At 39.6% G+C, this 25,963-nt stretch carries 25 protein-coding genes; 7 read left to right on the top strand and 18 right to left on the bottom strand.

What is annotated here, in order from left to right:
- Positions 1–11 precede the first annotated feature (11 nt).
- Genes rplV through rpsJ form a run of 7 tightly spaced genes read right to left on the bottom strand, consistent with a single transcriptional unit; the run spans position 12 to position 3,388 of the window.
- Positions 12–344, bottom strand: a complete 333-nt coding sequence (gene rplV, locus I6F47_RS08370; RefSeq protein ID WP_002957892.1) for a 50S ribosomal protein L22 — start codon at positions 342–344, stop codon at positions 12–14.
- Between the two features lie 13 nt (positions 345–357).
- Positions 358–636: a 30S ribosomal protein S19 gene (gene rpsS / locus I6F47_RS08365; RefSeq protein ID WP_004588689.1), complete on the bottom strand. Its 279-nt coding sequence runs from the start codon at positions 634–636 to the stop codon at positions 358–360.
- A gap of 15 nt (positions 637–651) precedes the next feature.
- Entirely contained in the window at positions 652–1,476 is an 825-nt protein-coding gene (gene rplB / locus I6F47_RS08360) for a 50S ribosomal protein L2 (protein WP_002957895.1), read from the bottom strand.
- 15 nt (positions 1,477–1,491) lie between these two features.
- Complete coding sequence (gene rplW / locus I6F47_RS08355) at positions 1,492–1,794, bottom strand: 50S ribosomal protein L23 (RefSeq protein WP_002957896.1); 303 nt, start codon at positions 1,792–1,794, stop codon at positions 1,492–1,494.
- Positions 1,791–2,396: a 50S ribosomal protein L4 gene (rplD, locus tag I6F47_RS08350; RefSeq protein WP_002957897.1), complete on the bottom strand. Its 606-nt coding sequence runs from the start codon at positions 2,394–2,396 to the stop codon at positions 1,791–1,793. Before rplD ends, rplW begins: the two co-directional genes overlap by 4 nt.
- Before the next feature lie 17 nt (positions 2,397–2,413).
- Positions 2,414–3,049 (bottom strand): 50S ribosomal protein L3, encoded by a 636-nt coding sequence (gene rplC / locus I6F47_RS08345; protein ID WP_002957898.1) that lies wholly within the window; start codon positions 3,047–3,049, stop codon positions 2,414–2,416.
- Between the two features lie 27 nt (positions 3,050–3,076).
- Positions 3,077–3,388: a 30S ribosomal protein S10 gene (rpsJ, locus tag I6F47_RS08340; protein WP_002957900.1), complete on the bottom strand. Its 312-nt coding sequence runs from the start codon at positions 3,386–3,388 to the stop codon at positions 3,077–3,079.
- A gap of 417 nt (positions 3,389–3,805) precedes the next feature.
- On the opposite strand from rpsJ, the gene plsB reads away from it, so the two are divergent.
- Positions 3,806–6,244, top strand: coding sequence for a glycerol-3-phosphate 1-O-acyltransferase PlsB (plsB, locus tag I6F47_RS08335; protein WP_101217114.1), 2,439 nt, complete (start codon positions 3,806–3,808; stop codon positions 6,242–6,244).
- Positions 6,245–6,265: 21 nt separating this feature from the next.
- Here plsB and tesB read toward each other — a convergent pair whose 3' ends face one another.
- A complete protein-coding gene (gene tesB / locus I6F47_RS08330) occupies positions 6,266–7,123 on the bottom strand; it encodes an acyl-CoA thioesterase II (RefSeq protein ID WP_197183686.1) in 858 nt (285 codons plus the stop codon).
- A gap of 77 nt (positions 7,124–7,200) precedes the next feature.
- On the opposite strand from tesB, the gene I6F47_RS08325 reads away from it, so the two are divergent.
- The gene (locus I6F47_RS08325) at positions 7,201–7,659 is read left to right on the top strand and encodes an EVE domain-containing protein (RefSeq protein WP_197183685.1); all 459 of its coding nucleotides are present in this window, start codon (positions 7,201–7,203) and stop codon (positions 7,657–7,659) included.
- Between the two features lie 69 nt (positions 7,660–7,728).
- Positions 7,729–8,763: a cytosolic protein gene (locus I6F47_RS08320; protein WP_197183684.1), complete on the top strand. Its 1,035-nt coding sequence runs from the start codon at positions 7,729–7,731 to the stop codon at positions 8,761–8,763.
- Between the two features lie 36 nt (positions 8,764–8,799).
- On the opposite strand, the gene I6F47_RS20585 is transcribed toward I6F47_RS08320, so the two are convergent.
- On the bottom strand, positions 8,800–8,997 hold the full coding sequence (locus I6F47_RS20585) for a PLDc N-terminal domain-containing protein (protein ID WP_007587044.1): 198 nt from the start codon (positions 8,995–8,997) through the stop codon (positions 8,800–8,802).
- Entirely contained in the window at positions 8,997–10,064 is a 1,068-nt protein-coding gene (locus I6F47_RS08315; RefSeq protein WP_197183683.1) for a potassium channel family protein, read from the bottom strand. Before I6F47_RS08315 ends, I6F47_RS20585 begins: the two co-directional genes overlap by 1 nt.
- Positions 10,065–10,233: 169 nt before the next feature.
- On the opposite strand from I6F47_RS08315, the gene I6F47_RS08310 reads away from it, so the two are divergent.
- The gene (locus tag I6F47_RS08310) at positions 10,234–11,544 is read left to right on the top strand and encodes a short-chain fatty acid transporter (protein WP_197183682.1); all 1,311 of its coding nucleotides are present in this window, start codon (positions 10,234–10,236) and stop codon (positions 11,542–11,544) included.
- 46 nt (positions 11,545–11,590) lie between these two features.
- Here the strand turns inward: I6F47_RS08310 and I6F47_RS08305 are convergent, their stop codons facing one another.
- From I6F47_RS08305 to I6F47_RS08285, 5 genes are all read right to left on the bottom strand, one after another.
- Positions 11,591–13,735, bottom strand: coding sequence for a peptidase domain-containing ABC transporter (locus I6F47_RS08305; RefSeq protein WP_197183681.1), 2,145 nt, complete (start codon positions 13,733–13,735; stop codon positions 11,591–11,593).
- Positions 13,736–13,880: 145 nt separating this feature from the next.
- Positions 13,881–14,540, bottom strand: a complete 660-nt coding sequence (locus I6F47_RS08300) for a CPBP family intramembrane glutamic endopeptidase (RefSeq protein ID WP_197183680.1) — start codon at positions 14,538–14,540, stop codon at positions 13,881–13,883.
- Positions 14,541–14,648: 108 nt separating this feature from the next.
- A complete protein-coding gene (locus tag I6F47_RS08295; protein WP_165722372.1) occupies positions 14,649–14,813 on the bottom strand; it encodes a hypothetical protein in 165 nt (54 codons plus the stop codon).
- Positions 14,814–15,015: 202 nt separating this feature from the next.
- The gene (locus I6F47_RS08290) at positions 15,016–16,257 is read right to left on the bottom strand and encodes an HlyD family efflux transporter periplasmic adaptor subunit (protein WP_197183679.1); all 1,242 of its coding nucleotides are present in this window, start codon (positions 16,255–16,257) and stop codon (positions 15,016–15,018) included.
- Positions 16,258–16,388: 131 nt separating this feature from the next.
- Positions 16,389–17,405, bottom strand: coding sequence for a metalloprotease (locus tag I6F47_RS08285; RefSeq protein ID WP_197111527.1), 1,017 nt, complete (start codon positions 17,403–17,405; stop codon positions 16,389–16,391).
- A 166-nt stretch (positions 17,406–17,571) separates the two neighbouring features.
- Here I6F47_RS08285 and I6F47_RS08280 point away from each other — a divergent pair, with 166 nt between their 5' ends.
- Entirely contained in the window at positions 17,572–18,783 is a 1,212-nt protein-coding gene (locus I6F47_RS08280) for an EAL domain-containing response regulator (protein ID WP_197183678.1), read from the top strand.
- A 32-nt stretch (positions 18,784–18,815) separates the two neighbouring features.
- On the opposite strand, the gene I6F47_RS08275 is transcribed toward I6F47_RS08280, so the two are convergent.
- Complete coding sequence (locus I6F47_RS08275) at positions 18,816–19,892, bottom strand: hemolysin family protein (RefSeq protein ID WP_007587021.1); 1,077 nt, start codon at positions 19,890–19,892, stop codon at positions 18,816–18,818.
- Positions 19,893–19,976: 84 nt separating this feature from the next.
- Here I6F47_RS08275 and I6F47_RS08270 point away from each other — a divergent pair, with 84 nt between their 5' ends.
- Complete coding sequence (locus tag I6F47_RS08270; protein WP_197183677.1) at positions 19,977–22,472, top strand: alpha/beta hydrolase family protein; 2,496 nt, start codon at positions 19,977–19,979, stop codon at positions 22,470–22,472.
- A 216-nt stretch (positions 22,473–22,688) separates the two neighbouring features.
- The gene (locus I6F47_RS08265) at positions 22,689–23,393 is read left to right on the top strand and encodes a response regulator transcription factor (protein WP_002957913.1); all 705 of its coding nucleotides are present in this window, start codon (positions 22,689–22,691) and stop codon (positions 23,391–23,393) included.
- Here I6F47_RS08265 and I6F47_RS08260 read toward each other — a convergent pair.
- A complete protein-coding gene (locus I6F47_RS08260) occupies positions 23,390–24,901 on the bottom strand; it encodes a YifB family Mg chelatase-like AAA ATPase (protein ID WP_007587019.1) in 1,512 nt (503 codons plus the stop codon). The genes I6F47_RS08265 and I6F47_RS08260 overlap by 4 nt on opposite strands.
- Positions 24,902–24,935: 34 nt before the next feature.
- Complete coding sequence (locus I6F47_RS08255) at positions 24,936–25,550, bottom strand: trimeric intracellular cation channel family protein (RefSeq protein ID WP_002957915.1); 615 nt, start codon at positions 25,548–25,550, stop codon at positions 24,936–24,938.
- Positions 25,551–25,963 lie beyond the last annotated feature (413 nt).

Raw genomic sequence — 25,963 nt, 5'->3', positions numbered from 1 at the left:
TACTTATACTCCTAGCTATCTGAAACCATAACAGTGATATGGCTTGTACGCTTAAGGATGCGGTCTGCGCGTCCTTTAGCACGAGGCATAATACGTTTCATTGTAGGACCATCGTCCACAAAGATCGTTGTTATACGAAGCTCATCAATGTCAGCACCTTCGTTATGCTCTGCGTTAGCAATAGCAGACTCAAGTACTTTCTTAACTAATACAGCCGCTTTCTTAGGGCTGTACGCCAGGATTTCTAGTGCGCGATCTACAGGTAACCCGCGGATCTGATCTGCAACTAGACGTGCTTTTTGCGCCGAACCAGAGGCGAATTTATGTTTAGCTAATGCTTGCATTTATCTTCCCCTCTTATCGTTTCTTCGCTTTCTTATCCGCAGCATGGCCACGGTAAGTGCGAGTTGGTGCAAATTCACCTAGTTTGTGACCGATCATTTCGTCAGAAACGAAAACTGGTACGTGCTGGCGACCATTATGGACAGCAATGGTCAATCCGATCATGTTAGGTATGATCATTGAACGACGGCTCCAAGTTTTAATTGGCTTTTTCTCACCGCTTTCCAAAGCTTTCTCTACCTTCTTCAGCAAGTGTAGGTCTATAAAAGGACCCTTCTTGAGAGAGCGTGGCATGGCTATTCCTCAATATTACTTAGTACGACGACGTACTATAAATTTATCCGTACGCTTGTTCTTACGCGTCTTCGCACCTTTAGTCGGTTTACCCCATGGAGACACAGGATGACGACCACCAGATGTACGACCTTCACCACCACCGTGTGGGTGATCTACCGGGTTCATGGCAACACCACGAACTGTCGGACGAATACCACGCCAGCGATTTGCACCTGCTTTACCAAGTGAACGAAGCATATGCTCAGCATTGCCTACTTCACCTAGAGTCGCACGACAATCAGATTCAACTTTACGAACTTCGCCTGAACGAAGACGTAATGTTACATACTGACCATCACGAGCAAGGATTTGAACGTATGCACCAGCAGAACGTGCGATTTGAGCACCTTTACCTGGTTTTAATTCTACGTTGTGAACAGTCGAACCTACAGGCATATTACGCATTGGTAATGCATTACCAGGCTTGATTGGTGCATCAACACCAGACTGGATTGCATCGCCAGCTTTTAAGCCTTTAGGTGCGATAATGTAACGACGCTCACCGTCTGCATATAATACAAGAGCGATGTTTGCGCTACGATTTGGATCGTATTCTAAACGTTCAACAGTAGCTGGAATGCCATCTTTAGTACGTTTAAAATCGATTAAACGGTAGTGTTGTTTATGACCACCACCGATATGACGAACCGTAATACGACCATTGTTATTACGACCACCTGATTTAGAGTTTTTCTCTAAAAGTGGTGCGTATGGCTTACCCTTATGTAGATCAGAGTTAACCACTTTAACTAGGTGACGACGGCCCGCAGAAGTAGGCTTACACTTTTGAAGTGCCATAATTCTATCCCCTTATTACTCGGCGCCGCCGACAAAGTCTAGCTCGCTGCCTTCTTTAAGAGTAACGTAAGCTTTCTTCCAGTCGCTACGACGACCGAAACGTGCGCCAGTACGTTTTGTTTTACCCTTAACGTTAAGTGTGCGAACACCAGTTACTTCTACTTCAAAAAGCTTCTCAACTGCTACTTTAATTTCAGCTTTAGTTGCGTCATTTACTACTTTAAAAACAATAGTATTGTTTTCTTCAGCAGCAATTGTGCTTTTTTCAGAGATATGTGGAGCAAGGATCACTTTTAAAAGACGTTCTTCGCGAATCATGCTAGCGCCTCCTCAAGTTGCTTAACAGCAGCGGCTGTAATAAGTACCTTATCGAAAGCAATTAAGCTTACAGGATCGATACCAGCTACATCACGTGTGTCAACCTTATAAAGGTTACGTGCCGATAAGAAAAGATTTTCATCTACTTCTTCAGTCACGATAAGAACATCTTTAAGCTCAAGTTCTTTAAGCTTAGCAACTAGTTCTTTAGTTTTTGGTGCTGCTAGAGCAAAACTTTCAACAACGATTAAACGCTCTTGACGAACTAATTCAGATAAGATGCTTTTAATCGCACCACGGTACATTTTACGGTTTACTTTTTGGCTGTGGTCTTGTGGTTTAGCTGCAAAGCTAACGCCACCTGAACGCCAAATTGGGCTACGGATTGTACCGGCACGTGCACGGCCAGTACCTTTTTGAGCCCATGGTTTTTTACCACCACCGCTTACTTCAGAACGTGTCTTCTGAGCACGAGTACCTTGACGAGCACCTGCTGCGTATGCAACAACTACTTGATGTACTAATGCTTCGTTAAACTCACGTCCAAAAGTAGCTTCAGAAACTTCAAGACCGCCAGAAGCGTCTTTAATTGCTAATTCCATCACTAAATCTCCAGGACTTATGCTTTAACAGCTGGTTTAACGATAACGTCACCGCCAATAGCTCCAGGTACTGCACCCTTAACTAAAAGCAAATTACGCTCAGCGTCAACGCGAACTAGTTCTAAGTTTTGAGTCGTTACACGCTCAGCACCCATATGACCGGCCATTTTCTTACCTTTAAACACCTTACCAGGTGATTGGTTTTGACCGATTGAACCAGGAGCACGGTGAGATAGAGAGTTACCATGTGTAGCGTCTTGCATGCTGAAATTCCAGCGCTTAACACCACCTTGGAAACCTTTACCTTTAGAAGTACCGGTTACGTCAACCTTGTTGATTTCGTTGAATAATTCAACAGTAAGCTCAGCGCCTACTTCAAAATCGCCTTCACCACCGTTAAGGCGGAATTCCCACAGACCGCGACCCGCTTCAACACCAGCTTTAGCGAAATGACCCGCTTTAGCTTTGTTTACACGACTTGCTTTTTTAGTGCCTGCGGTTACTTGAAGCGCGTTATAACCGTCTGTTGCGTCAGATTTGATCTGAGCAATGCGGTTAGGTGTCGCTTCAATAACTGTCACAGGGATAGATACACCATCTTCAGTGAAGATTCGTGTCATACCCACTTTACGACCGACTAGACCTAATGCCATTTTCCTAAAACCTCTCTAATCTTTCGATTAACCCAGGCTGATTTGAACATCAACACCAGCAGCAAGATCTAAACGCATAAGCGCGTCTACAGTCTTGTCAGTTGGTTCTACGATGTCTATCAGACGTTTATGGGTGCGGATCTCGTACTGATCACGCGCATCTTTATTAACGTGCGGTGAAGTTAGTACAGTAAAACGTTCAAAGCGTGTAGGTAGTGGGATTGGACCACGTACTTGTGCGCCAGTGCGTTTCGCAGTTTCCACGATTTCTGCCGTTGATTGGTCAATCAAACGGTGGTCAAAAGCTTTTAGGCGAATACGAATGCGTTGATTTGACATTCTTAACCTCAATATAAAGAGCATATAAAAGAGCATAAAAAAACGACCGAAACAATCTTAAAACTTAAGATGTCGGCTGTTTGATTATATCTACGTTGAGTTCCAAATCGGAACTCCTGTTTATTAGCTTGAAATCCAAGCTTAATTTATCCTTTCTAGTTCCCAGAGGAATTTTGAAAGCCTGCGTATTATAGAGGTATTGGTGATAAATGCAACAACTATTTAGAAACAATACAATGCCTATAAATTTGATTAAATAAGCACCCATACATGCTTACTAGCTATACTTGAACTAATACCTCTACTGTTAGTCAATAAACAAGTTAACACCTTAATTACGCAAACTAAGGGATTTTTAGATATTATGGTATCCTACTGCGCTAATTTTGCCCTTAATACTCTCAATATGGTGAGTCGATGCGTATTTTTAATTATTGTTTAAATGTTATGTCTGCTGGATTTAGCCGCTTATTTGTAAAAAGCAAAGTGCTGCCAGAAAATCCGATTAAACAGTATGATCTAAACCCTGAGTACCCTACATTTTATATAGTGCGTTTAAATTCACGATTTGATTTAGCGGCTCTCGCACATGCGTGTAAAAAAAATGGTCTACCTAGCCCAACCGAAGAGCAAGTATTAGGTAACCAAGATTTAGACCGTTTTATTGGTATTAAAAATCCACCACCACTGTTTGGTGATGAAGCTAAGCCAACCAATGCTTTAGCTCAAGGTAAACAAATTATTGAATACCTAATACAAAGTGGGCAGCAAAACGTACAAGTGGTTCCGGTTACTATTTTATGGGGTCGCGACCCGGGTAAAGAAAAGCCGGGGCTACGAACTTTAATTACGCACTCTCTAACTCCTAGCTGGTTTAGAAAGTTTTTTGTGGTGTTGTTTTCAGGACGCGACAACTTTATTCGCTTTAGCCAACCACTCGACTTATCGCTTTTAGTCAATGAAAAAGCCGATGTAAGCGAGTTACCACATAAATTATTACGTGTAGCTCGTGTTCACTTTAAGCGCCAAAAGCTAGCTGCTACAGGCCCTAAAATGCCCTCTCGTGAACAATTATTTAATTCATTATTAGCGTCACCTACAATAAAAAAAGCAATTCAAGATGAAGCTAAAGCTAAAAACATTAGCCAAACAGAAGCCCGCCAAAATGCACTTAAGCTACTTGATGAGATAGCTGCTAATTACTCTGAAGCAATGATACGTGTGGCCGAGCGATTTTTAACTTGGTTGTGGAATAAGCTCTATAACGGTATTGATATTAAACACGCAGAACAAATTCATGAACTAACAGATAAAGGCCATGAAATAATCTATATGCCTTGTCATCGCAGTCATATGGATTACTTACTGCTTACTTACTCTATTTATCATTTAGGCTTAGTTCCACCACATATAGCTGCAGGTATAAATCTTAACTTTTTCCCTGCCGGTGGCATATTTAGACGCTCTGGGGCATTTTTTATTCGTCGCTCGTTTGCAGGCAATAAACTTTATTCTGCCATATTCAAAGAGTATTTAAGCCAACTGTTTATTAAAGGTTACTCTGTTAAGTTTTACACGGAAGGCGGTCGAAGCCGAACTGGGCGCTTACTTCCACCTAAAACAGGTATGCTATCTATGACATTACAAGCAATGCTACGCGGAATAGACAGACCAATATCTATCGTTCCTGTGTACATTGGCTACGAGCACGTAATGGAAATTAACACCTACCTTAAAGAGCTAGATGGAAAAGATAAAAAAGGCGAATCTATATTTGGTATTTTTAAGGCAATCAAAAACCTTAAAAACTACGGTCGTGGTAATTTAAACTTTGGTGATCCAATCTCGATTAACCAATACTTAAACGATAACCAACCTGATTGGCGTGATTCAATACACCCTACCGATGTACAAAAGCCACAATGGTTAGCGCCACAAGTAACTAAACTTGCCGACCAAGTAATGGTTAAAATTAATAATGCGGCGGCGCTTAATGCGGTTAACTTACTAGCGATGATATTGCTGGTTAACGATAAACAAGCATTGAGTAAACCAAAGCTATTAGCACAACTTGATTTTTATCTGCGCTTACAGCGCGATGCAAGCTATAGCGATAAAGTAACCGCGCCAGACGAAACACCTGAGCAATTACTAACGCATGCATTAAAGCTGAATAAGTTTGAAGTTATCAGTGATGAATTTGGCGAAATTATTACTATTAGCGATAAAGAAAAAGTACTGTTTAATTACTACCGAAACAATATTTTGCACTTATTTGCAGTACCAAGCTTAATTGCACTACATCTATTTAAACAACACAGCACAACTATTGAGCAATGCCAGCAACTTGTAAAAACGTTTTATCCATTATTTGCTAAAGAATGGTATTTACAGCCTCTTGATGAAAACTATATAACGCGTATTTTAGCTAACTTTGCTGATCAAAATTTAATTGAGTTTGATGGCGATAACATTCATATAACGAACAGTAATGACTGCTTAGCTAAGCTAGAAATGCTTGGACGAGCACTTAGTTTTACTCTACAACGTTACGCTATTGTGATTGGTTTTATTCAAACAAGTGATGGCATTGAAAAAGCAGAATTAGAACGAGAGAGCCAAGTGCTTGCACAGCGTTTAGGCACACTGCATGGTATTAAAACACCTGAATTTTTTGATAAAAAAGTACTTGTTAGTTTTATCGAGAACTTACGTGGCGAGTCGTTAATAACAGAGGGTGATAAAGGCTTAGTAGGCAGTACACAACTTTGCGAAACCTACGCACACCTTAAAACATTACTGCCAGCACGCGTCTGGCAGTCAATCAGCGATATAGTACAAGATCAGTGTAACTAGTACTATATCTATAGAAGGGAGTTAGCGCTGGCGCATAACCCCTTCTTGCATTGTTGAGGCAACCAAGTTGCCTTGGCGATCAAAAAACTGCCCGCGTACCAAACCACATCCATTGCTCGCACTTGGGCTATCGATTGAATACAAAATCCAATCATCCATTTTAAATGGGCGATGAAACCACATGGCATGGTCAATCGTTGCTACTTGCATATTTGGCTGCATAAACGACACACCATGTGGCTGTAATGCAGTTGGTAAAAACTCAAAGTCAGAGGCATACGCTAATAAGTAATTGTGGATGCGCTGATCGTCTGGCATTTCACCATTAGCTTTAAACCAAATATGCTTTACCGGCTCCATAACTTCTGGTTTAAACGGGTTATGAAAAGTAACTGGTCGCATTTCAATTGGCATTTCACGCGTAAACTTATTACGGATGACTTCAGGGATATGCGAAGCGTTATCTTGATAAAACTCAAGTGATGAGCGTAACTCTTCAGGTGCGGGTACATCAGGCATTGTTGCTTGATGCGACAAACCATTTTCTTCACCCTGAAACGACGCTGTCATATAAAAAATTGGCTTACCGTACTGAATCGCTTTTACTCGGCGAGTACTAAAGCTCTTTCCATCGCGAATAGTTTCGACATCATAAACAATCGGTTTAGCTGGATCGCCTGGGCGTAAAAAGTAAGAATGTAATGAATGAACTATACGCCCCTCAGGTAGAGTTTCTTTAGCGGCAGAAAGCGCCTGCCCCATAACTTGACCGCCAAACACAGCACCAAAGCCTAAATCTTGGCTTTGTCCTCGATATAAACCTTGCTCAATTTCTTCAAGTGTTAACAACGACAATAAATCATCTAATACTTGGCTCATTACTTCTTCCTCATTACCCTAGTATCCAAATGATACTATACAATAGTGGGAAGTAAATATTTGTTAGGAATACTGTTATGGCTTACTGGCTATTTAAAACTGAACCCGATGCGTTTTCATTAGATGATTTAAAAAACGCACCAAAACAAACGACTCTTTGGGAAGGCGTGCGTAATTACCAAGCGCGAAACTTCATGCGTGATGGCGTTAAGCTCGGTGATTCAGTGATGATTTACCATTCAAGCTGTAAACACGTAGGTGTAGCGGGTATTGCCGAAGTGGCACACGATGCCTACCCAGATCCTACTCAGTTTGATTTAAGTAGCGACTATTACGATGCAAAAGCCACCAGCGACAAACCACGCTGGGTTGTTGTTGAGGTTACTTACCAAAGCCATTTAAAAAAATTAATTAGCCTTAAAGATATTAAAGCCAATAATAATATTACTGAAATCGCACTTAAAAAAGGCGGACGACTATCAATAATGCCTGTTACTAAAAATGACTGGGATGAAATAATCAAAATGGCGCAGTAATACCCTATCGGTTTGACCTAATTTCATTGAGTTTGATATGATCTATATTGACTTATAGCTGGAGGATTAATGAAATTACTGTATTGGTTAGATGAATGGTTAACTCTCCCGCGCAATGAGCAACAAACTCGATTACCCATGACGGGTAGTGATTTACTCGGCGATGTATTTGTTAAGTATGATTTTGTTGACGTTAATAAACCCCTGCTTTTTACCTTTTCCCCTGCTGGCACTAACGTGCAAGAGCAAGATCTTCACCCTGATTTTGCACCATGGGGTTATCACTTGGCTCAAAAACAAAACGTAAACGTAATCGCTTTTCAGCATTTAGGTAAAAGTAATTGGTTTCGTAATCGTAATTTAATCTTTTTTCTCGAGCAATTATCAACATTAATCACTCCATTTGACTGTCGACTTGGCTATGGTTTAAGTCGTGGCGGATTTGCTGTTGGCGCTTTTGCTAAACTATTAAAACTAAACCAAGTATTGTTCTTCCATCCGGTAAGTACTAAAAATAAAGAATTAGTACCGTGGGATGACCGCTCTAGTACCGATATAGCTCAGCAGTTTGATTGGCAGCAAGATTATCACGATCTAGATTTAGGAGATGCCCAAGGCTATATTATTTACGATCCTACTAATCGTATAGACCGAATGCACGCCAAGCGCTATAAGCAGTTAACTCACTTGCGAGTATTTGGTATGGGACATGGCACACACGCTACATATTTGAATAAGTTTGGGTTTTATAAGCAAGTAGCCGTTGATTTCATTCAACATCAGCAAATCGATATTGCACAGTTTCGCCTGCAAACCAAAACCTTACGCTTAAAAGAAGATTATTATCAAAGTCTCAATACGGCTAATGCAGGCTCCCCCCATCGTTTAGCATTATTGAGTACAGCGCATAAAATTTTAGCTGATGAAAAAAAAGTGTATGTACAAGAGCATCAAGCAAAAATTGATATTCAGCCATTAATAGATGTGGCACTTAAGCACCAAGATGAGCACCCTAATGATGCTATTCAGCTATTAGAAGTCGCCCAGCAACTTCTACCTGACGACCCTCTAATTGAGCATAAACTCAAACAGTTGGAAGAGTAATTATTCCAACGAAAACGGCTATAAAGGCTAACTACTCTATTTAGCCTTTTTCTTTTTGTGCCTATGCTTGGGCACAATGGTAAAGTACATCATTAAACCTAACCAAGAAAATATAATGATTCCCATTAGCCAGCCATTCTTTTCATGACCCTGTGTACGCTTACTGTTGAGTACAATAACGACAGGTAATATGTAAGCACTTAAAACAACAATTAAAAATACAACTTCATTCATTATTTTTCTAGGCTCGACCAGTCTACTTCACTACTTAATACTCGATCTACCGATATATAGTGCAAAATATCGCCTTCACTTACTTTGTAATCTAATGGTGGGTTTAAATCCATATTTTGCGCACTTAAATTATGGGCAACACCTAACAGTATTGCATCATGCTCAAGCTTAAAATGATGAAACAAAGTACCAAACTCCATATCTTTGCAGCCACTTGGTACTTTCAAGCTAAATTGTGTATCGCCGTGCAAAGTAGATAGCAGCTCCTCTTGCACACGGCTCGAACCTGGATCTTGCATTGAGCGTACTAATATCTCAGCTGATTTTGCACTACTACATTCTACATTTTGGCAATGCTCTAACATCATCTCAACTTTAGTTTCATCTAAAAAGTGAGCACTTATATGACAATCATCTTTTACTAAGCGACTTATGCGCAGGGCTGTCGTAAATGTCTGGTCGTCATCTTGACCATCAATAATCACCTTATCAGCACTGCAAATAGCTACCCGCTCTAGTTCAGCTAAATTTGTAAAACTCGTTAAACGTGCAAAATCAACGCTTTCGTTAGCTAAAAAAGGATGATCCATTTGCTCTGTTACCGCGAGTAAAATACGACGGTCAGTACGTTTCGTATCTGCCAAAATGTAATCAATCATCTTTTTTGTACGAGTGTCGTGCCAACCAAAAATAATAATATGGTGGTTACTGTGAGCAAAGTTTTTATCACCAGTCATAGCGCGCCTAATTAAGTAAGTAACAGTTTGTCCTGCTTTTCCTAGCAAAACACCAAATAAAGCTAAACCAAATGGAATTTGTATTAATGCAACCACCCAACGACCAAGATCAGTAGTTGGACTAAAGTCACCATATCCCACCGTTGATGTTGTTACTGTGTAATAGTAAAAAAAGGTAGTAAGCGAGGTTAACGCTTTCTCATTCGCTATAAATAGTAAGCTCCATGTTAATAGCATATGAGTCAAAATAGCTAATGCCACTGCTTGCCAACTCAACTGATCTATATGAGCGCGAACAAGTAACGCTAGCCTTTTAAATATCACCGGCATAATACAAAGTCTTCGTTAGTAAATTATCTATAAACAGTACGTTACTGTAAGCGATGCTTTTAAGCAATGTTTAAGCTTTTAACCGCAAATATAAAACTAAATGCTGTTTGCCAATGGTGATTTTTCATGATTAATTAGCGTTAAAATAATAACCAAAACAGTTGTGCTTATGCTTAATAAAATAGCCCGCCCTTTTACTAAAATTGTAGAGCGCTATCTTCCCGACCCTTTTATATTTGTAATTATACTTACAATAATCACCCTTATTAGTGCGAGCTTATTTACAACCGCAACCAACATTGAAGTATTACAAGCGTGGGGAGGTGGATTTTGGAACTTATTAAGCTTTGCTATGCAAATGCTACTAGTGTTAATTACAGGCTACATGTTGGCAAGTACGCCACCTATAAGTAAGTTATTAGAAAAACTAGCAACACTCGCAAATACAGCACCTAAAGCAATTATATTGGTAACGCTTATTTCGCTTTTAGCGAGCTGGATAAATTGGGGATTTGGCTTAGTTATTGGTGCCCTTTTTGCCAAGGCAATTGCTAAACATACTCGTGTTGATTATCGATTATTAGTAGCCAGCGCTTACTCAGGTTTTGTTGTATGGCATGGCGGATTAGCCGGTTCGATTCCTTTAACTATCGCAACCGATGATCACTTTTCAGAGGCCAGCATTGGTATTATTAGTACAGAGCACACTTTATTTGCGGGCTTTAATATAGCCATATTAATTGGTTTATTCATTATTATGCCGCTCGTTAATTGCTATATGCTGCCAAGCGAGCAAGAAAGCGTATATATCGACCCAGCTCTTTTACAAGAGACAACACCTAAGCCCACAACAATAACCAGACCCGCCCAACATTTGGAACAAAGTAAACTACTTGGTATGGCAATTGGCTTATTAGGTTTGGCATATTTAGGTTATTACTTTTTTATTGCTGGCGGAAACTTAAACCTTAATAGCGTTATTGCCGTATTTTTGTTTTTAGCTATTACGCTGCATCAAACACCCCATAATTTACTTAACAGTCTGCAACAAGCAATTCCAAGCGGGGCTGGCATTGTTATTCAATTTCCTTTTTATGCCGGCATCATGGCGGTAATGGTTGATAGCGGATTAGCACAACAAATATCACGTGGCTTTATTGCCGTTGCAGATGCTGATAGCTTGCCATTCTTTAGTTTTATAAGTGCAGGGCTCGTTAATATGTTTGTTCCCTCTGGAGGTGGCCAATGGGCTGTACAAGCACCCATTGTAATACCCGCAGCGCAAGAGCTAGGCGCCGATATACCTCGCGTTGCAATGGCCGTTGCATGGGGTGATGCGTGGACTAATTTAATTCAACCGTTTTGGGCATTACCAGTCCTTGCTATCGCAGGCTTAAAAGCAAAAGATATTATGGGGTTTTGTGTTGTGCAGTTGTTTGTAACTGGGGTTTTTATATCGCTGGTATTGAGCTTTTATTAACTGTAAACATAATAAAAAGGCGTGTAATACACACGCCTTGATTGTTTTATGCACTCTCGCTCTGCTGTTGTAGCTCCACCAACCTACCCTCTTTCAGTTGATAGACTTTGCTGGCCATGTTAATGGTTTCTTGGCGATGAGCAATCATAATCCGTGTGATGGGTAAGTGCTGAATTTGTTCACTTATTTTGGCTTCGTTGCCTTTGTCTAAATGACTAGTCGCTTCATCCATAAACAACACGCAGGGCGATTGATACAACGCTCGCGCTAATAATAGCCGCTGCACCTGCCCGCCCGACAAGTTTGATCCCATATCACCTACTAATGAGTTATAACCCATAGTCATTTTGGTAATATCATCATGAATAGCCGCATGACGAGCACACGTCTCTATTTTTAAATAATTCGGCTGTGGGTCAAAAAAGCTGATGTTATCAGCGATTGAGCCAGCTAACAATGTGTCATCCTGCATTACTGCAGCTATTTGTTTACGGTAGTTTTTAAGACCAAACTGGGTGATATCTTTACCATCCAGCAGCACTTTACCCGAGGTCGGCTGTAATAACCCCAGCATAATTTTCATTAGCGTAGTTTTACCCGCGCCAGATGGTCCTGTAATCGCAATCGAGTCACCGGTATTCAGCGTTAAATTAACATTATTTAAAATCGGCACTTGCTCTTCACTGTAACTAAAGCAAATATTCTCGAGCGTAAGCTGGCCTTTAACTTTACCTTCGTCATCACCGGTATAGGCCATTTCACCGTCACGATTAGCTTCTTGTTTCGTGAGTGCTATATCTGCAATACGGTCTAAGTGTAAGCGCATCATTTTGAATTGAATAATTTGCTCAATTAAGTTGGCAAAGCGGCTGGTTAACTGGTTTTTATAAGCAATAAACGCCAGTACCATACCAACAGACAAGCTATTGCTCATAACTAGCAATGCAGCAAAGTAAATCACCAATACATTTTCAAGGCCAAATAACAGCTTATTAAATGAATCAAAGCTAATGTTTAAACGCCCTAAACGGATTTCACTATTAATGACCTCTGCATAACGGTTTTGCCAAATACCTTGACGCTGCGATTCATTACCAAACAATTTTATGGCTTGCATACCGCGAATATTTTCTAAAAAGTTCGATTGCTCTTTGGCAGATGATTGAATCACTTCTTCAGTAGCTTGGTGCAGCGGCCTATACAGCGCTAAACGCACTAAGGTATACAGCACAATTGCACCTACAACTATTGCAGTGAGCTTTAGCGAATAAATTAGCATCATAATCAATACTGTAATAGCCATCACGCCATCGACCAGTGTTTCTACAAACCCCGTGGTAATACGCTCACGTATTTGTGCTAATGAGCCAAAGCGCGACACAATATCGCCGACATGGCGCGACTCAAAATAATTCATCGGTAGCCGCAATAAGTGCCGGAGTAAGTTCACACCCATTTGCATATTCAAAAGGCTGGAAAGACGTAAAATTAGCCAACTTCGTACCGCATTAGTCACCACTGAAATTATCGCAATCAGAGCAAAACCCATGGCAAGTACCGTTAATAACGATTCATCAAAACTAATGAGTACTTCATCCACCACCCACTGCATATAATAAGGGGTCATCAAAGCAAATAATTGCAATACCAGTGACAACGCAATCAGTTTTATTAGCCCTGCTTTTAAGCCCTTCATTGAGCTCCAAAGTTGGGTAAACTTCATCTGTGCTTGTTCTTGTTTGGCTTCAAACTGACTGGTTGGAGTCAGCTCTAAACAAATACCGGTAAAGTGTTTACTAAACTCCTTACTATTTAAACTGCGTTTACCAACAGCTGGGTCGTTTATAGCAAACTTAGCTGAAGATCCTTTACCAGAGACTTTGGTCAATACCACAAAGTGATTCATATCCCAGTGCAATATACACGGCGTTTGCAGTTTATGAACTTCATCAAGCGGGCATTGTAGCGCACGGCTAGCTAGCCCTAAATTATCACCTAGCTCAATCAACTGCTGTAAGTTCATCCCCTTTAAATTAGCCGAAAAGCGCTTACGCATGGCTGGCATATCCAGCCTATGACCGTGATAGCTTGCCACCATTGCCACAGAGGCTAGGCCGCATTCAGCTATTTCGGATTGAAGGATAAGTGGTATATTTTTAATAAGAGTAAAATTTAAATTTGGTTCATTCATATTCTGCCTATTGCAATATCAGAACTTTGTCACTAAGTAATAATTAACAAGGTATGGATCTCAACTTAAATTAAATAAATATCTAACCTATGCTTTAGAGCATGTAGAGCGTTCCCAACAACTTTTTATAATCAGAGTTTTGAACTTACAACAACGCAACAAATGTAAATAAATTATAAGCAACATGAGCTAGTACCGCATAAGACAAGTTATTAAAAATTAATCTAATATAGCCAAGCAACATACCTACTAAGAAAATGGATATAAAAGTATGAAAATGTTCATATTGCCAATGCAGTAAGCTAAAGATGATTGCTATAACAGAAATTCTTATATGCGGTTGAATAAATTCAATTTTTTTATATAACCACCCTCTAAACACAAGCTCTTCAATTAAAGGAGCCACAACACAGGCTGCAAATAATAAGATAGCTAACGAAGCTGCACCACTCGTTAATGTTGCCGCCTCGGACATAAACCACTCACCCTCTAAAAGAAAATAATCGTCGACATACCCGAAAAAAAGCCAAAGACAAACCACCACAAAGAAAAGACATAATAAATTGAAAAAAATCACTTTTCTTAATTCTAAAAACTTTACTTTTTCTTTACACCCCCTCCCAGGAGTCACTGTAAACAAAATAGGAATAAAGAAAATAATAGATATAGAAATCGAGAGATAAGGTAACAAATCTAGACTGAGTCGATTGTAGTAGCTTGAAATAATCCTAACAGTCACCTCAGCTAAGAGTGTCGGAATAAAAAAAATAAAAAAAGAAGCTACTAAATAAAAAAATATATTCAAAATTCATACACCTCAAACATCAATACAATTTAATGCTTTCACTTTATAAAAGGTTAAATATCGAAATTTATAGATTAGATATTTAACCTTTAATTATTCAGCCTTTAGTTAAAGACGGTTAGTAGCCGCCATTGGGTTGCTTGAGTTATGACTTGCTTGACTCCAATCTGCAGATATAGCAGCATCTAAAACTTTACCTGCTATATAAGAGAGAATAAAACCCCTCACTCCACCATTTACTTCATTAATTTCTTTTACGTTTAATTCACGCATAATGTTATACTCCATAAATCCGATGCTTTTTAGTTAAGTCATCGGGTTGTTAATATACTCCCCTTCAATAAAGGTGAGCGATTAATAGGCTAGCTTTAGCTGCTCGCTAAAGTTAACTAAAGCTGGCCGTCTTTTTCGGTTGTTTGCATTTAGCAAACCACCAAAACTTTCAAATTTTTCTTTATTTTATAAAACGCTACACTTAACTTACGCGCCCTTTTAGGCTGTACAGTGGCTCGAGTAACCACTCGATTAATGTGCGCTGCTCCAACATAATATCTGCCTCAAACAACATGCCACTTTTCAGCTCAAACGCCTTACCATAGGCCTGCATTTGTTGTTGGCTGAGTGTCGCTCGCAAACGATATACTGGCTCTTGCAGTGCTATAGGCAAACGTATTTCATTTGGGGTAATGAGTGCTTTGTCGATGCGGATAATTTTACTGTTAATGAAACCAAAGCGTTGATAAGGGAAAGCATCAAAACGCAGGCGCGTATCGTTACCTAGCTGTATAAAGCCTGCTGAACGTGTTGGTAGCAGCAACTCTGCTACTAGCTCTGAGCCTTCGGGAATAATATGCAACAGTGGTTTGGCTTGGGTAAGTGTTTCGCCTTCAACCACTTGAATGCCAGTAACAACACCGCTGTTACTGGCTGTTATGGTATATTGATAGTTACTTTTAATTTGTGTGAGCTGGTTTTGAATATCCGCTTGTTGGCGTTTAAGACTATTTATACGCAACGTATACTGCTGGGGCACATTGGCAATATTAAAGCTAAGTTGACTTAATTGGTTTTCTTGCTGCATCAGCAAGCGCGCTAGGTTTTGTTTTTCTTGCTTAGCATCTAACAGGGCTTGCTGCTGTTGCTCTCGCTCGATGTTTGATAAAAAGCCATTTTTATTAAGTTGATTAAGGTTGCTTTGTTGGCGGTTAAGTAGCCCTAATTTTTCATCAGCTAGAGCAAGTTGACTTTGTAATGCAGCTTGCTCATTAGTAAGTGCACGTTTTTGCGCTTGCAAGTTAAGTGACTCTTGCTTTTTTAGGGTAAGGTTTTGTGTTATCTCATCATTGAGCAACTGTATTTGCATACTTAGCTGCTCAACAAGCTGGGTACTCAAGGCTATGCCTTGGCTGTTATTTTGTTGCACAATAATGGTCGCCAACGGCTGACCTTTAGTAACGGCATCACCCTCTTGTACAAATAGCAGCTCAATCATACCACCTTGACTAGCAAAGCTTTGGATTATCCCTTTATTGGGTATTAAAAACCCCCGAACTGTTTCCTTGCGGGAATACTCTGCTGTAAATAAAAAGCTTATCACTACAATCGCAATACATACCAAAACAAATACGATAAGTTTTATTGATAGTGGTTGTGCTAGCGTAATCACACCAGTTAAACGCTCACTTTGCTGAGCGACAGCTTCCTTTCTAAATAACATCCAGTTGATCCGCTAAGATTGTTCTAATTTATATTACACTAGAATTCAATTAACAATAAATCAACATAAAAGTCGAAAAATAAAATATTAATGCAAAAAACTAACTTATTTAGTTAGAAAAAATAAAAATACTAGCTCGATAAAATAGTCATCGGCAGGCTCAATATTGGATTTTCCGAATCGGCAAAGTGCATCATTACAGCTACATGCCCAGCGACTACAACTGCATACATTACCGCTGAAAAGCCTTGGCCATATTTATCTAGCGGCATTAAGTGTGAGTAGTGACGGCCTCGCCACTCAAATACAATTTCCAGCGCACCTACAAACAAAAAGAATACCAGTAACATTAAGCCAAAGGTGTAGCTCAGCCATAAGCCAAATAGTACGCCTAATAAGCATACGCTTAAACCAATCCATGAACGCATTGAAAAGCTAATACTTTTTAATACATGCCCGCCATCAAGCGGTAAAATAGGTAACAAGTTAAATAAATTTAATAACGCACTAAGAACTGCCACACCTGCAAATATTTCCATCTCGGTGGCGTAATATAAAACGACACCCAGTACCGAGGTAATTAAACCAAATGCAGGCCCCATTAGCGATATAACTACATCTTGCCAACGAGTCGTTATTTTGTCGTCACTTACAGCTAGCCCACCTACAAATGGGATTAAGTAAATACCTTTGGTTTTTATGCCAAAGTATTTCATTGCTCGCACATGGCCGTATTCGTGTACAACTAAACACCCAATTAGCATTAATGCAAATTCTATACTAAATAACCACGCATAGCCTGCAACAGAAGCCCCTGCAAGCACTACTTTAATTACCTTAGCACTTTTAAAAAGCTTAAAACCTAATGCAGCCAGACCTAAAAAGCCTTTTTTAGGTGATCCATTTGTAGGTGCTGGTAACGCAAGTTGTGTCACAAATTGCTCATCCACAAAGAGCGAAATGCTTTGCTCTTCCACTGCCGCTGTATCAATACCTATTACTTTGTTGTCGTAAGTAAATTGAAAATAGTTTTCACGAGGGTTATCAAAGGTAATGGCTTGTTGCGCGTGAAATACCTGCACAATTCTTTGCCCAGACACCATAAGCGAAAATGGTTGCTCGGCTAAAGTAAGATCTATTCTTATCATAATTAAGACCGTTTAAAATAATGGCGCTAGTATACCTAATCAGCTTAAAAACACGAGTGAAGGTGCTAGGTAACTATTTTCAAAATAAAAGTATTTGATACTGACAAAATAAAAAAACACTACTACTTTTATAGTAACTCCAAGCGATACATTGAAAGGGATAACAGTGGACAAAATAGTGCCTAATATTTTAGTTGTTGACGATTCAAAAGCAATTTTGATCGTTATGGAAGCTATACTTAACGAATTGGGTATGTCTAACACTATAACTACGTGCCTGAATGCAAAAGAAGCTCTTGAAAAAGTTAAAGAGGATATCAACTACTTTGATGCTATTTTTACTGATCTCAATATGCCCGAAATGGACGGCATGGAACTAATCCGCCACTTAGGAGAGTTACATTATCAAGGCGGTATTATAATTGTTTCTGAAATGGACCATAAAGTTATTAGCTTAGCTGCCAATCTCGCGAAACAACATAACGCTCACCTCATTGGTAATATTTCAAAGCCAGTGCAACTGTCTCAGGTTAGTAGGTTACTTATTAAAGTGGCGCAATTAAACAGCCACACTTTATTAAAAGAGTCAGCCATTTCACAAGATGAGCTTATTGATGCATTAAAAAACGATGAAATAACGCCTTTTTACCAACCAAAAATAAACGCTGATAACAATAAAATTGAAAGCGTTGAAGTCTTAGCACGTATTTTATCAAGTAAAGACGGCAATATTATTTTACCTAACCGTTTTATAAACACTGCCGAACAACACAACTTAATTAATCAAATTACATTTTCTCTTTTTGAAAAGGCCACCAGCGAATTCAAAAATATGAAAGCGCAACTAGGTCATGATTTTAAAATGGCATTTAATTTATCGCCAACTCAGCTCGACGACTTAAACTGCCCTAATAAATTACTGCTCATTTTAGAATTAAACCAACTCACGCCTAGTAACATAATTATAGAAATAACAGAACAACATGCACTCTCAAGCCTCATGCAATTAGAAACACTAAACAGATTAAGAATGCATGGCTTTGGTATATCGCTAGACGACTTTGGTGTTGGTTTTACTAATATGAATCAGCTTCGAAATCTTCCTTTTACTGAAATTAAAATAGACCGTTCACTTATTAGCCATATAGAAACAGATTTATTTTCTCAAGTGGTCGTAAGTTCGTTATTTAATATTACGAGTAAAGATAATTTAGACTTAGTAGCAGAAGGCGTTGAACGCCCAGAAGAGCTCGTTTATTTAAGGCACTATAAAAGAAAACTAGCCATACAAGGTTTTTTATTTAGTCGTCCTAAACCACAAAACGAATTTATATCTTGGGCTAAAGATTGGCTGAAAACTGATGGTAGCCCCGCTTAAAGCGGTATTAATATTTAATCGGGGCTGGTTAACTAATTATCACCCCGAGTGTGTTTATCTTCTTCGCTGACTATATGTGCACTACTTGCTAAACGTTTGTGCCAACGCTGCCTTGCTACTGCGCGCATATTAGTAGATTGGTCACGCTCATCTACAATCTCTAGCCCCATTAAAGCTTCAATCATGTCCTCTAGCGTTACAATACCCTGCACGTCACCGTACTCATCTACAACTAGGCATATATGCGTGCGCTTTGTTAAAAGAGTTTGCAGTAACGACGATACATTTTGAGAACTCGGCACCGTATAAATAGGCTTAATCAATTTGCTAATTTTGTAATCGGTACCTAAGCGGTGAAATGCCAGCATAATATCGTTTTTATGCACAAACCCAACAATATCGTCGCTGTCTTTATCAAATACCAATATACGAGAAAATGACGACGAGCCGTGATCGTTTAAATACTGATTCACTGTTAAGTCTTTGTGGATTTTAAAAATAACCGTTCGAGGCGTCATTAAGTCGCATAATTTTGCATGTCTAAAATGCAATAAATTACGAATTATTTCGGACTCATCCTGATGTAATGCACCCGACTCCGTACCTATATCAGCCATTGCCTCTATCTCTTGACGAATATAGTAAGCCTCATCGTGCTTTGGACCCATTAAATTTGTTAGCTTTTGTGCAAACCATACAAAAGGCTTTAGCAATATAACTAAAAACCTCAAAGCGTAAGTAACACTTGGCGTTAGAGCTCGCCAGTAATTAGCCCCCAAGGTTTTAGGAATAATTTCAGAAAGAATTAATACGAGGAATGTCATAATGGCTGATGCAATGCCTACAGCCGCATCGGAAAACACGACAGCTGCCTGTGCGCCTACCCCAGCAGCACCCGCAGTATGGGCAACCGTATTTAAAGTTAAAATAGCAGCTAAAGGCTGATCTATATTGTTTTTAAGTTTTTCGAGCTGTTTAGCAAGCTCAGGATGATCTTTCCTAAGTGATGCAACATAGCTGGGCGAAATACTTAATAACACAGCCTCCATCACAGAACATAAAAACGAAATAACAATCGCCACTACCATATAAACTATCAGTAAAGTCACTTTCTCTCCTCTATATTGGATATGTGAGCATGGTATCAATACATGCTATATTTGGCCAAACTTCCAATAATAATAGGCATAATAATGAAATTTAGCGCACCATGGTGTCATCAAAATAAGCTATTTAAGTACGCAGCAGCTCTTTTAACGCTTAGCAGCTTAAGCTTTGCTGCAATAGCTGCACCATTGGATAAATCAAAAATTCAGTTTATCGGCCCACTTGCCGAGGACATGCAGTTAAAGCCTTTTCAAACACCTCATGGCAATGCCATTATTAATAACCTATTGCCGCAGCTACAAGCAGACTCAGATAGTTTTTCTGTATTTGGGAAAAAACAAAACTGGCAGCCGTTTAATAAAATCAATGCGCTCACTTTAGGTGGGTTACAGGCACTAAAATTTAATATTGAAACAACCCGCTTTACACAAGGTACGCTTACCTTAAAAGGGATTGAGCAAGGTCAGTTATTTATTAATGGCGAACTACAAACAGGTGATAAAAATAGCTATAAGTTAGCTTTAAATAACAGTACTCACTCTATTTTAATAGTAGCCCAACAAGTAGCTAATTGGCACGATGTAACGCTTGATTTTGCACCTAAAAGCGACGTTGATAAAATTACGCTTAGCGCCTCACAAACAAAACGCTTATCTGCAAAACAATTGTTTGATGCCCCTACGATCAGCCAATTATCACTCGCACCTAATGCTAAGCAGTACGTTACTACTACTCGCACTTATAGCGATAAAACACAAAACCAAGCAAATACAGTTACTGTACTTAAAGATTCAGATAATCAAACGCTTTATCGCTTCGAAGCAGGCCAACCAAGTAACATTATTTGGAGTCCAGATAACCAATATTTAGTGTATTTGTTAAATGGTGAGCTTAAACAACTTAGCCGTAAAAACTTCTCAATAAAAACATTAGCAAACGATTTAGAAGGAGCCAATGGCTTTACCTTTTATAACGACACCAGTCTTTTGTTTAGCTGGTCTAAATCACCTGAGAGCACTAACAGCTTAACCAAGCACTATAAAGGTCTACAAGATCGTTGGTCGTATGCACGTACCACCAGCCAAATTTACATGCTTGATACTAAAAGTGGTTTAACAAAAGCACTTAGCCAAGGTCCTCTTTCTTACAGCCTTGAAGATTCAAATAGTAACCGTGGCAAAATATTAATGAGCCGCCCAGTAATGGCAATGCAAGCATCAACCCACCCTGAAACAGAGTTAGCCGAACTCGATTTAAAATCAAACAAGCTTTCATCGCTTGGTAAATTCAAAACATTTAATTTAGCCAAATACGCAAATAAAGATATTTATGTAATTGCAGGCCCTGACTTTAAAAATGGCGCAGGCAGAGCTCTACCAAAAGCAATGCTTGCTAATAACTACGACGGGCAACTTTACCTACTTACTGAAGGCGGTAAAAACGTAAAAGCACTTAGTAAACAATTCGATTCTGCTATTGGCCAACTGCAAGTTTTAGAAAACGGCGATGCGCTCATTAAAGTAACAGAGCAAGACACTCAACCGCTTTACCTATTTGATTTAAGTAAACAGCGCTTTAAAAAGTTAAATACAGGATTGGATATTGTTGAACAATTTAGTTACTCACACGACCGTAATACCGAAATTTTATTAAGTGGCACTAACGCTTTAGCGCCACAACAGCTAAAACGCCTTAACGTAAGTAAAAATAAAACAGATTTAATATGGGATTCAAAACCAAGTAGCTATGCAAATACACGACTCCCTACATTAGAGGAGTTTAATTTTAAAAATAAACATGGGGTTGAAATAACTGGCCGCGTTTATATTCCTAGCAATTTAGATAAAACTAAAAAGCACCCGGCGCTCGTGTATTACTACGGCGGCACTTCACCAGTTACGCGTGGTTTTACAGGTCGTTATCCGTTTAACTTATGGGCAGAAAATGGCTACGTTGTTTATGTAGTACAGCCTACTGGCGCAACAGGGTTTGGACAAAAGTTTTCAGCGCAGCATGTTAATGCCTGGGGCGACTACACTGCAGACGATATTATCGAAGGCACGCAAGCCTTTTTAAAGAAATACAACTATGTTGATAGTGAAAAGGTAGGAAATTTAGGGGCATCATACGGTGGCTTCATGACCATGTTATTGGCAACTAAAACCGATATATTTAGTGCTTCAATAGCTCATGCGGGTATTTCTAATATTACCTCGTATTGGGGTGAAGGTTGGTGGGGCTACTTATATTCTGGCGAAGCATCAAAAAATAGCTTCCCATGGAATAACCCTGAGCTTTACAGCCAACATAGCCCTGTATTTCATGCCGACAAAGTAACAACACCTATGCTGCTTCTTCATGGTGATAGCGATACCAATGTACCTGTTGGCGAAAGCTTAACAATGTACACTGCGCTTAAACTGCTTAATAAGGACGTAGAGTTAATCGAATACAAAGGCGCCGACCACCAAATTTTTGCACGCGATAAACGATTTGATTGGTGGAACACCATGCTCGCATACTTTGATAAAAAGCTAAAAGATGAACCTCAATGGTGGGACTCAATGTATAAAAATAACTGAGCCTGAACCTTTAAAATAACGACTTAATACAGATTTATTAATAGTAGTATTAATTATTTAGCACCTTTTAATTAGTTTAAAGGTGCTAACCTCATCCTCTAATAACGTCTTATACACCTTTGAAATATTAAGTTACTTAAAACTAATAAACCCCCTTCTCAGCATTTACCTAATGGTGCTACCATACAGAGCTATAAGCATTCAAAATAAAGTACTATGGCTATTAATGTTTTATTGGTTGAAGACGATGAACTACTCGTTAAACGCATCCAAAATCACTTTGCAGATACCGAATTTACAATAGAGGTAGACCCAACTGGCGCTGATGCACTTAACATTGTAAGGCAGCGGGTAAACCTGCGCGGTGCTATATCATTAGCCATAATTGACATTGTTTTGCCAAAGCGTGATGGGCTTCAGCTGGCAAAAGAATTAAACACACTTACCGATATTGGCGTTATTGTATTATCGAGTCGTGACTCCCAAGCCGATCGTATTGCAGGCCTTGCACAAGGTGCTGATGACTATATTTGTAAGCCCGTCGATTTACTTGAGTTAGAACTTCGCATGCGCGCGCTCTATAAGCGTGTTGCCGTTAACCTAGAAGACGACGAAAGCGAAGAATTTATAGAGTATGCTGACTTTAAGCTTCACCCCGATAACCGCACACTAATTACTGCTGCAGGCGTTGAATCACGCTTAACTGAAGCCGAACATAAAGTGCTTATTTGCTTAATTAGTAATGCGGGTAAAGCCACATCCCGTGAAAAAATATCAGAAGAAATAGGCCAGCCCGATTGGAGTCCAAACGATCGTACTGTTGATGTGCTGATTGGTCGTTTACGTAAAAAATTAAATGACGAAAAAGATCAAAAACGCATTGTTACCGTACGCGGTAAAGGGTATATGCTTTCTATTTAATACTTAGTTAATTGCGCAATAAGGCGCTCAAATGCGCGGTAATTAAGTGCCTCTTTAAGCTCATTTAAACTAATGTTTTCAGCGCCTTTTAAATCACTAATAGTCCGCGCCACTTTAATCACTCTATGATAAGAGCGTGGCGATAAAGACAACTTCTCGCTTGCTCTGGCTAAAAACTGCAACTCTGCTGGCGCCAGTACACAGTGCACACTCATTTCTTTATTATTAAGCCTCGCATTAACCTTACCTTGACGTTTTAGTTGTAGGTAATAAGCCGTTTCAACTCTTGCTCTAACCTCAGCACTACTTTCCTCCGGCTGAGTACTTTGTAGTTCAACACTCGTTAAACGAGGTAGTTCTATTTGCAAATCAATACGGTCAATAAAAGGCCCCGACACGCGCGATAAATAACGCATAACTTGATCGGGAGTTGCCCGCTTATCTGTATGACTTCCTGTTGGGCTTGGATTTAATGCTGTAATAAGCTGAAACTGCGCCGGAAACTCCATTTGCCTAGCTGCACGTGAAATAGTAACTGTACCGGTTTCCATTGGCTCACGCAGTGAATCAAGTACCTTACGCTCGAATTCCGGTAACTCATCTAAGAAGAGCACACCATTATGTGCCAGAGAAATTTCACCAGGTTTGGGATTCGAAGAGCCCCCCACCAAAGCAACAGCTGAACAAGTATGATGTGGATTACGAAATGGCCGCTGTCGCCAATTAGTTAAATCTATGGATTGCCCAATAATAGAGTAAAGCGCAGCTGTTGAAATAGCTTCATCGTCCGACATAGTAGGCATAATTGTAGCCATTCGCTGGGCAAGCATTGATTTACCAGTGCCAGGAGGCCCTAAAAATAATAAATTATGCCCGCCAGCTGCAGCAATTTCGAGTACTCGCTTTGCACCGGGCTGACCTTTCACATCGCTTAAATCGAGTAAAAAGTCAGGGGCTTGTGTGCAGTCGGGGTACTCTATATTCAATGGTAAGGGTTGTTGATTAAGTAAGTCCCCCCACACTTCTTGAATAGAGCTTACGGCTTTGCGTTTAACGCCATTAACTAGGCTTGCTAGGCTGTCGTTTGCAAGAGGTAAAAAGCAGCAACGATCTTGCTCTTTTGCAGCAAGTACCGAAGGTAAAATAGCGTTTACACCACGCACCTCACCATTAAGAGCAAGCTCACCATAAAACTCGTACTTATGAATATCAGGGCACACTATTTGCCCAGAGGCGACTAAAATACCCACCGCAATAGCAAGATCAAACCGGCCACCATCTTTTGGCAAGTCAGCTGGGGCTAAATTTACGGTTATTCGTTGGTCGGGAAAACCAAATTGAGAGTTTTCGAGTGCGCTACGCACTCTGTCTTTTGATTCTTTAACGGACGCTTCAGGCAGGCCTACAATATGAAAAGCGGGTAACCCATTGCCTAGGTGAACTTCTACAATAACTTCAGGGGCATTTATACCCACTTGAGCACGAGAAAATATACGAGCTAACGACATTCCTTATCCTAGTAAATGGTGTGATTACACCAGTTTAGTCAGGATATTTAAAAACGTGTAATGTGATTTGCCATTTTATAGCAGCCAAACGAAGTAATAAGGTCATTAACATACCTAATACCATCGCCATTTCGGTTGCTAACGAAAAACTAATGCCCAGCGTATAAACAGTGCCACCCGCTATACAGGTAATAGCGTAAAGCTCACCTTTTAATAGCATAGGGATCTCGCGTGCAAGCACATCTCGAATTAATCCACCAAAGCAGCCTGTAATTACAGCCATAATTACCGCAGTCATATCGGGCATACCAACAAGCTGCGCTTTTTGTGCCCCCATTACTGCAAAAAAAGCTAAACCAAACGCATCCGCTGTTTGTAAAATATAATGAGGTATCGGCTTTTGTTTATTTATAAGGCGTGTTGTAACAAATACTGAAGCTAGTATGGCAAAAAAGTAACTTTGATCGTGTAACCAAAACACAGGAACATCTAAAATTAGATCTCGCACTGTACCACCACCAATAGCAGTTACTGTCGCTAAAACTACGACCCCAAAGCCATCCATTTTTTTCTCGTACGCTAGCAAAGTGCCCGATACAGCAAACACCGCAATGCCTATTAAATCAAACCAGTGGTAAAGTTCAGTCATATTTGTAACAACCCAAAAATATTTGTGCCGTTTTAACACAAACTAAACAAAGTTTTAAGTAATAACGATTTATTTTAAGTCGTTTATAACTTTTGTGAAGTGTATCTCAGGGGACGGGAGCTTGTGCTTATGAGTAGTGAATGCCTCATGCTGTGAAGACGATCTTTAACCTATAAGCTAAATCACCACACTCATCAAATTTCAGGCATAAAAAAACACGCTTTAAGTGTGTCGTTTCATTCTTATTTATTTCAATGGTTGCGGGAGCCTGAGTTTGTAAAAAGCGGACCGACGACCTTCGGGTTATGAGCCACAATATACACACCAAATTTTAGACATAAAAAAACACGCTTTAAGCGTGTCGTTTCATTCTTATTTATTTCAGTGGTTGTGGGAGCCTGAACTTATAAAAG

Source organism: Pseudoalteromonas sp. NZS37, from assembly GCF_015864265.1.
GTDB lineage: Bacteria > Pseudomonadota > Gammaproteobacteria > Enterobacterales > Alteromonadaceae > Pseudoalteromonas > Pseudoalteromonas arctica.
This window is presented reverse-complemented; position numbering and strand designations above follow the sequence as displayed.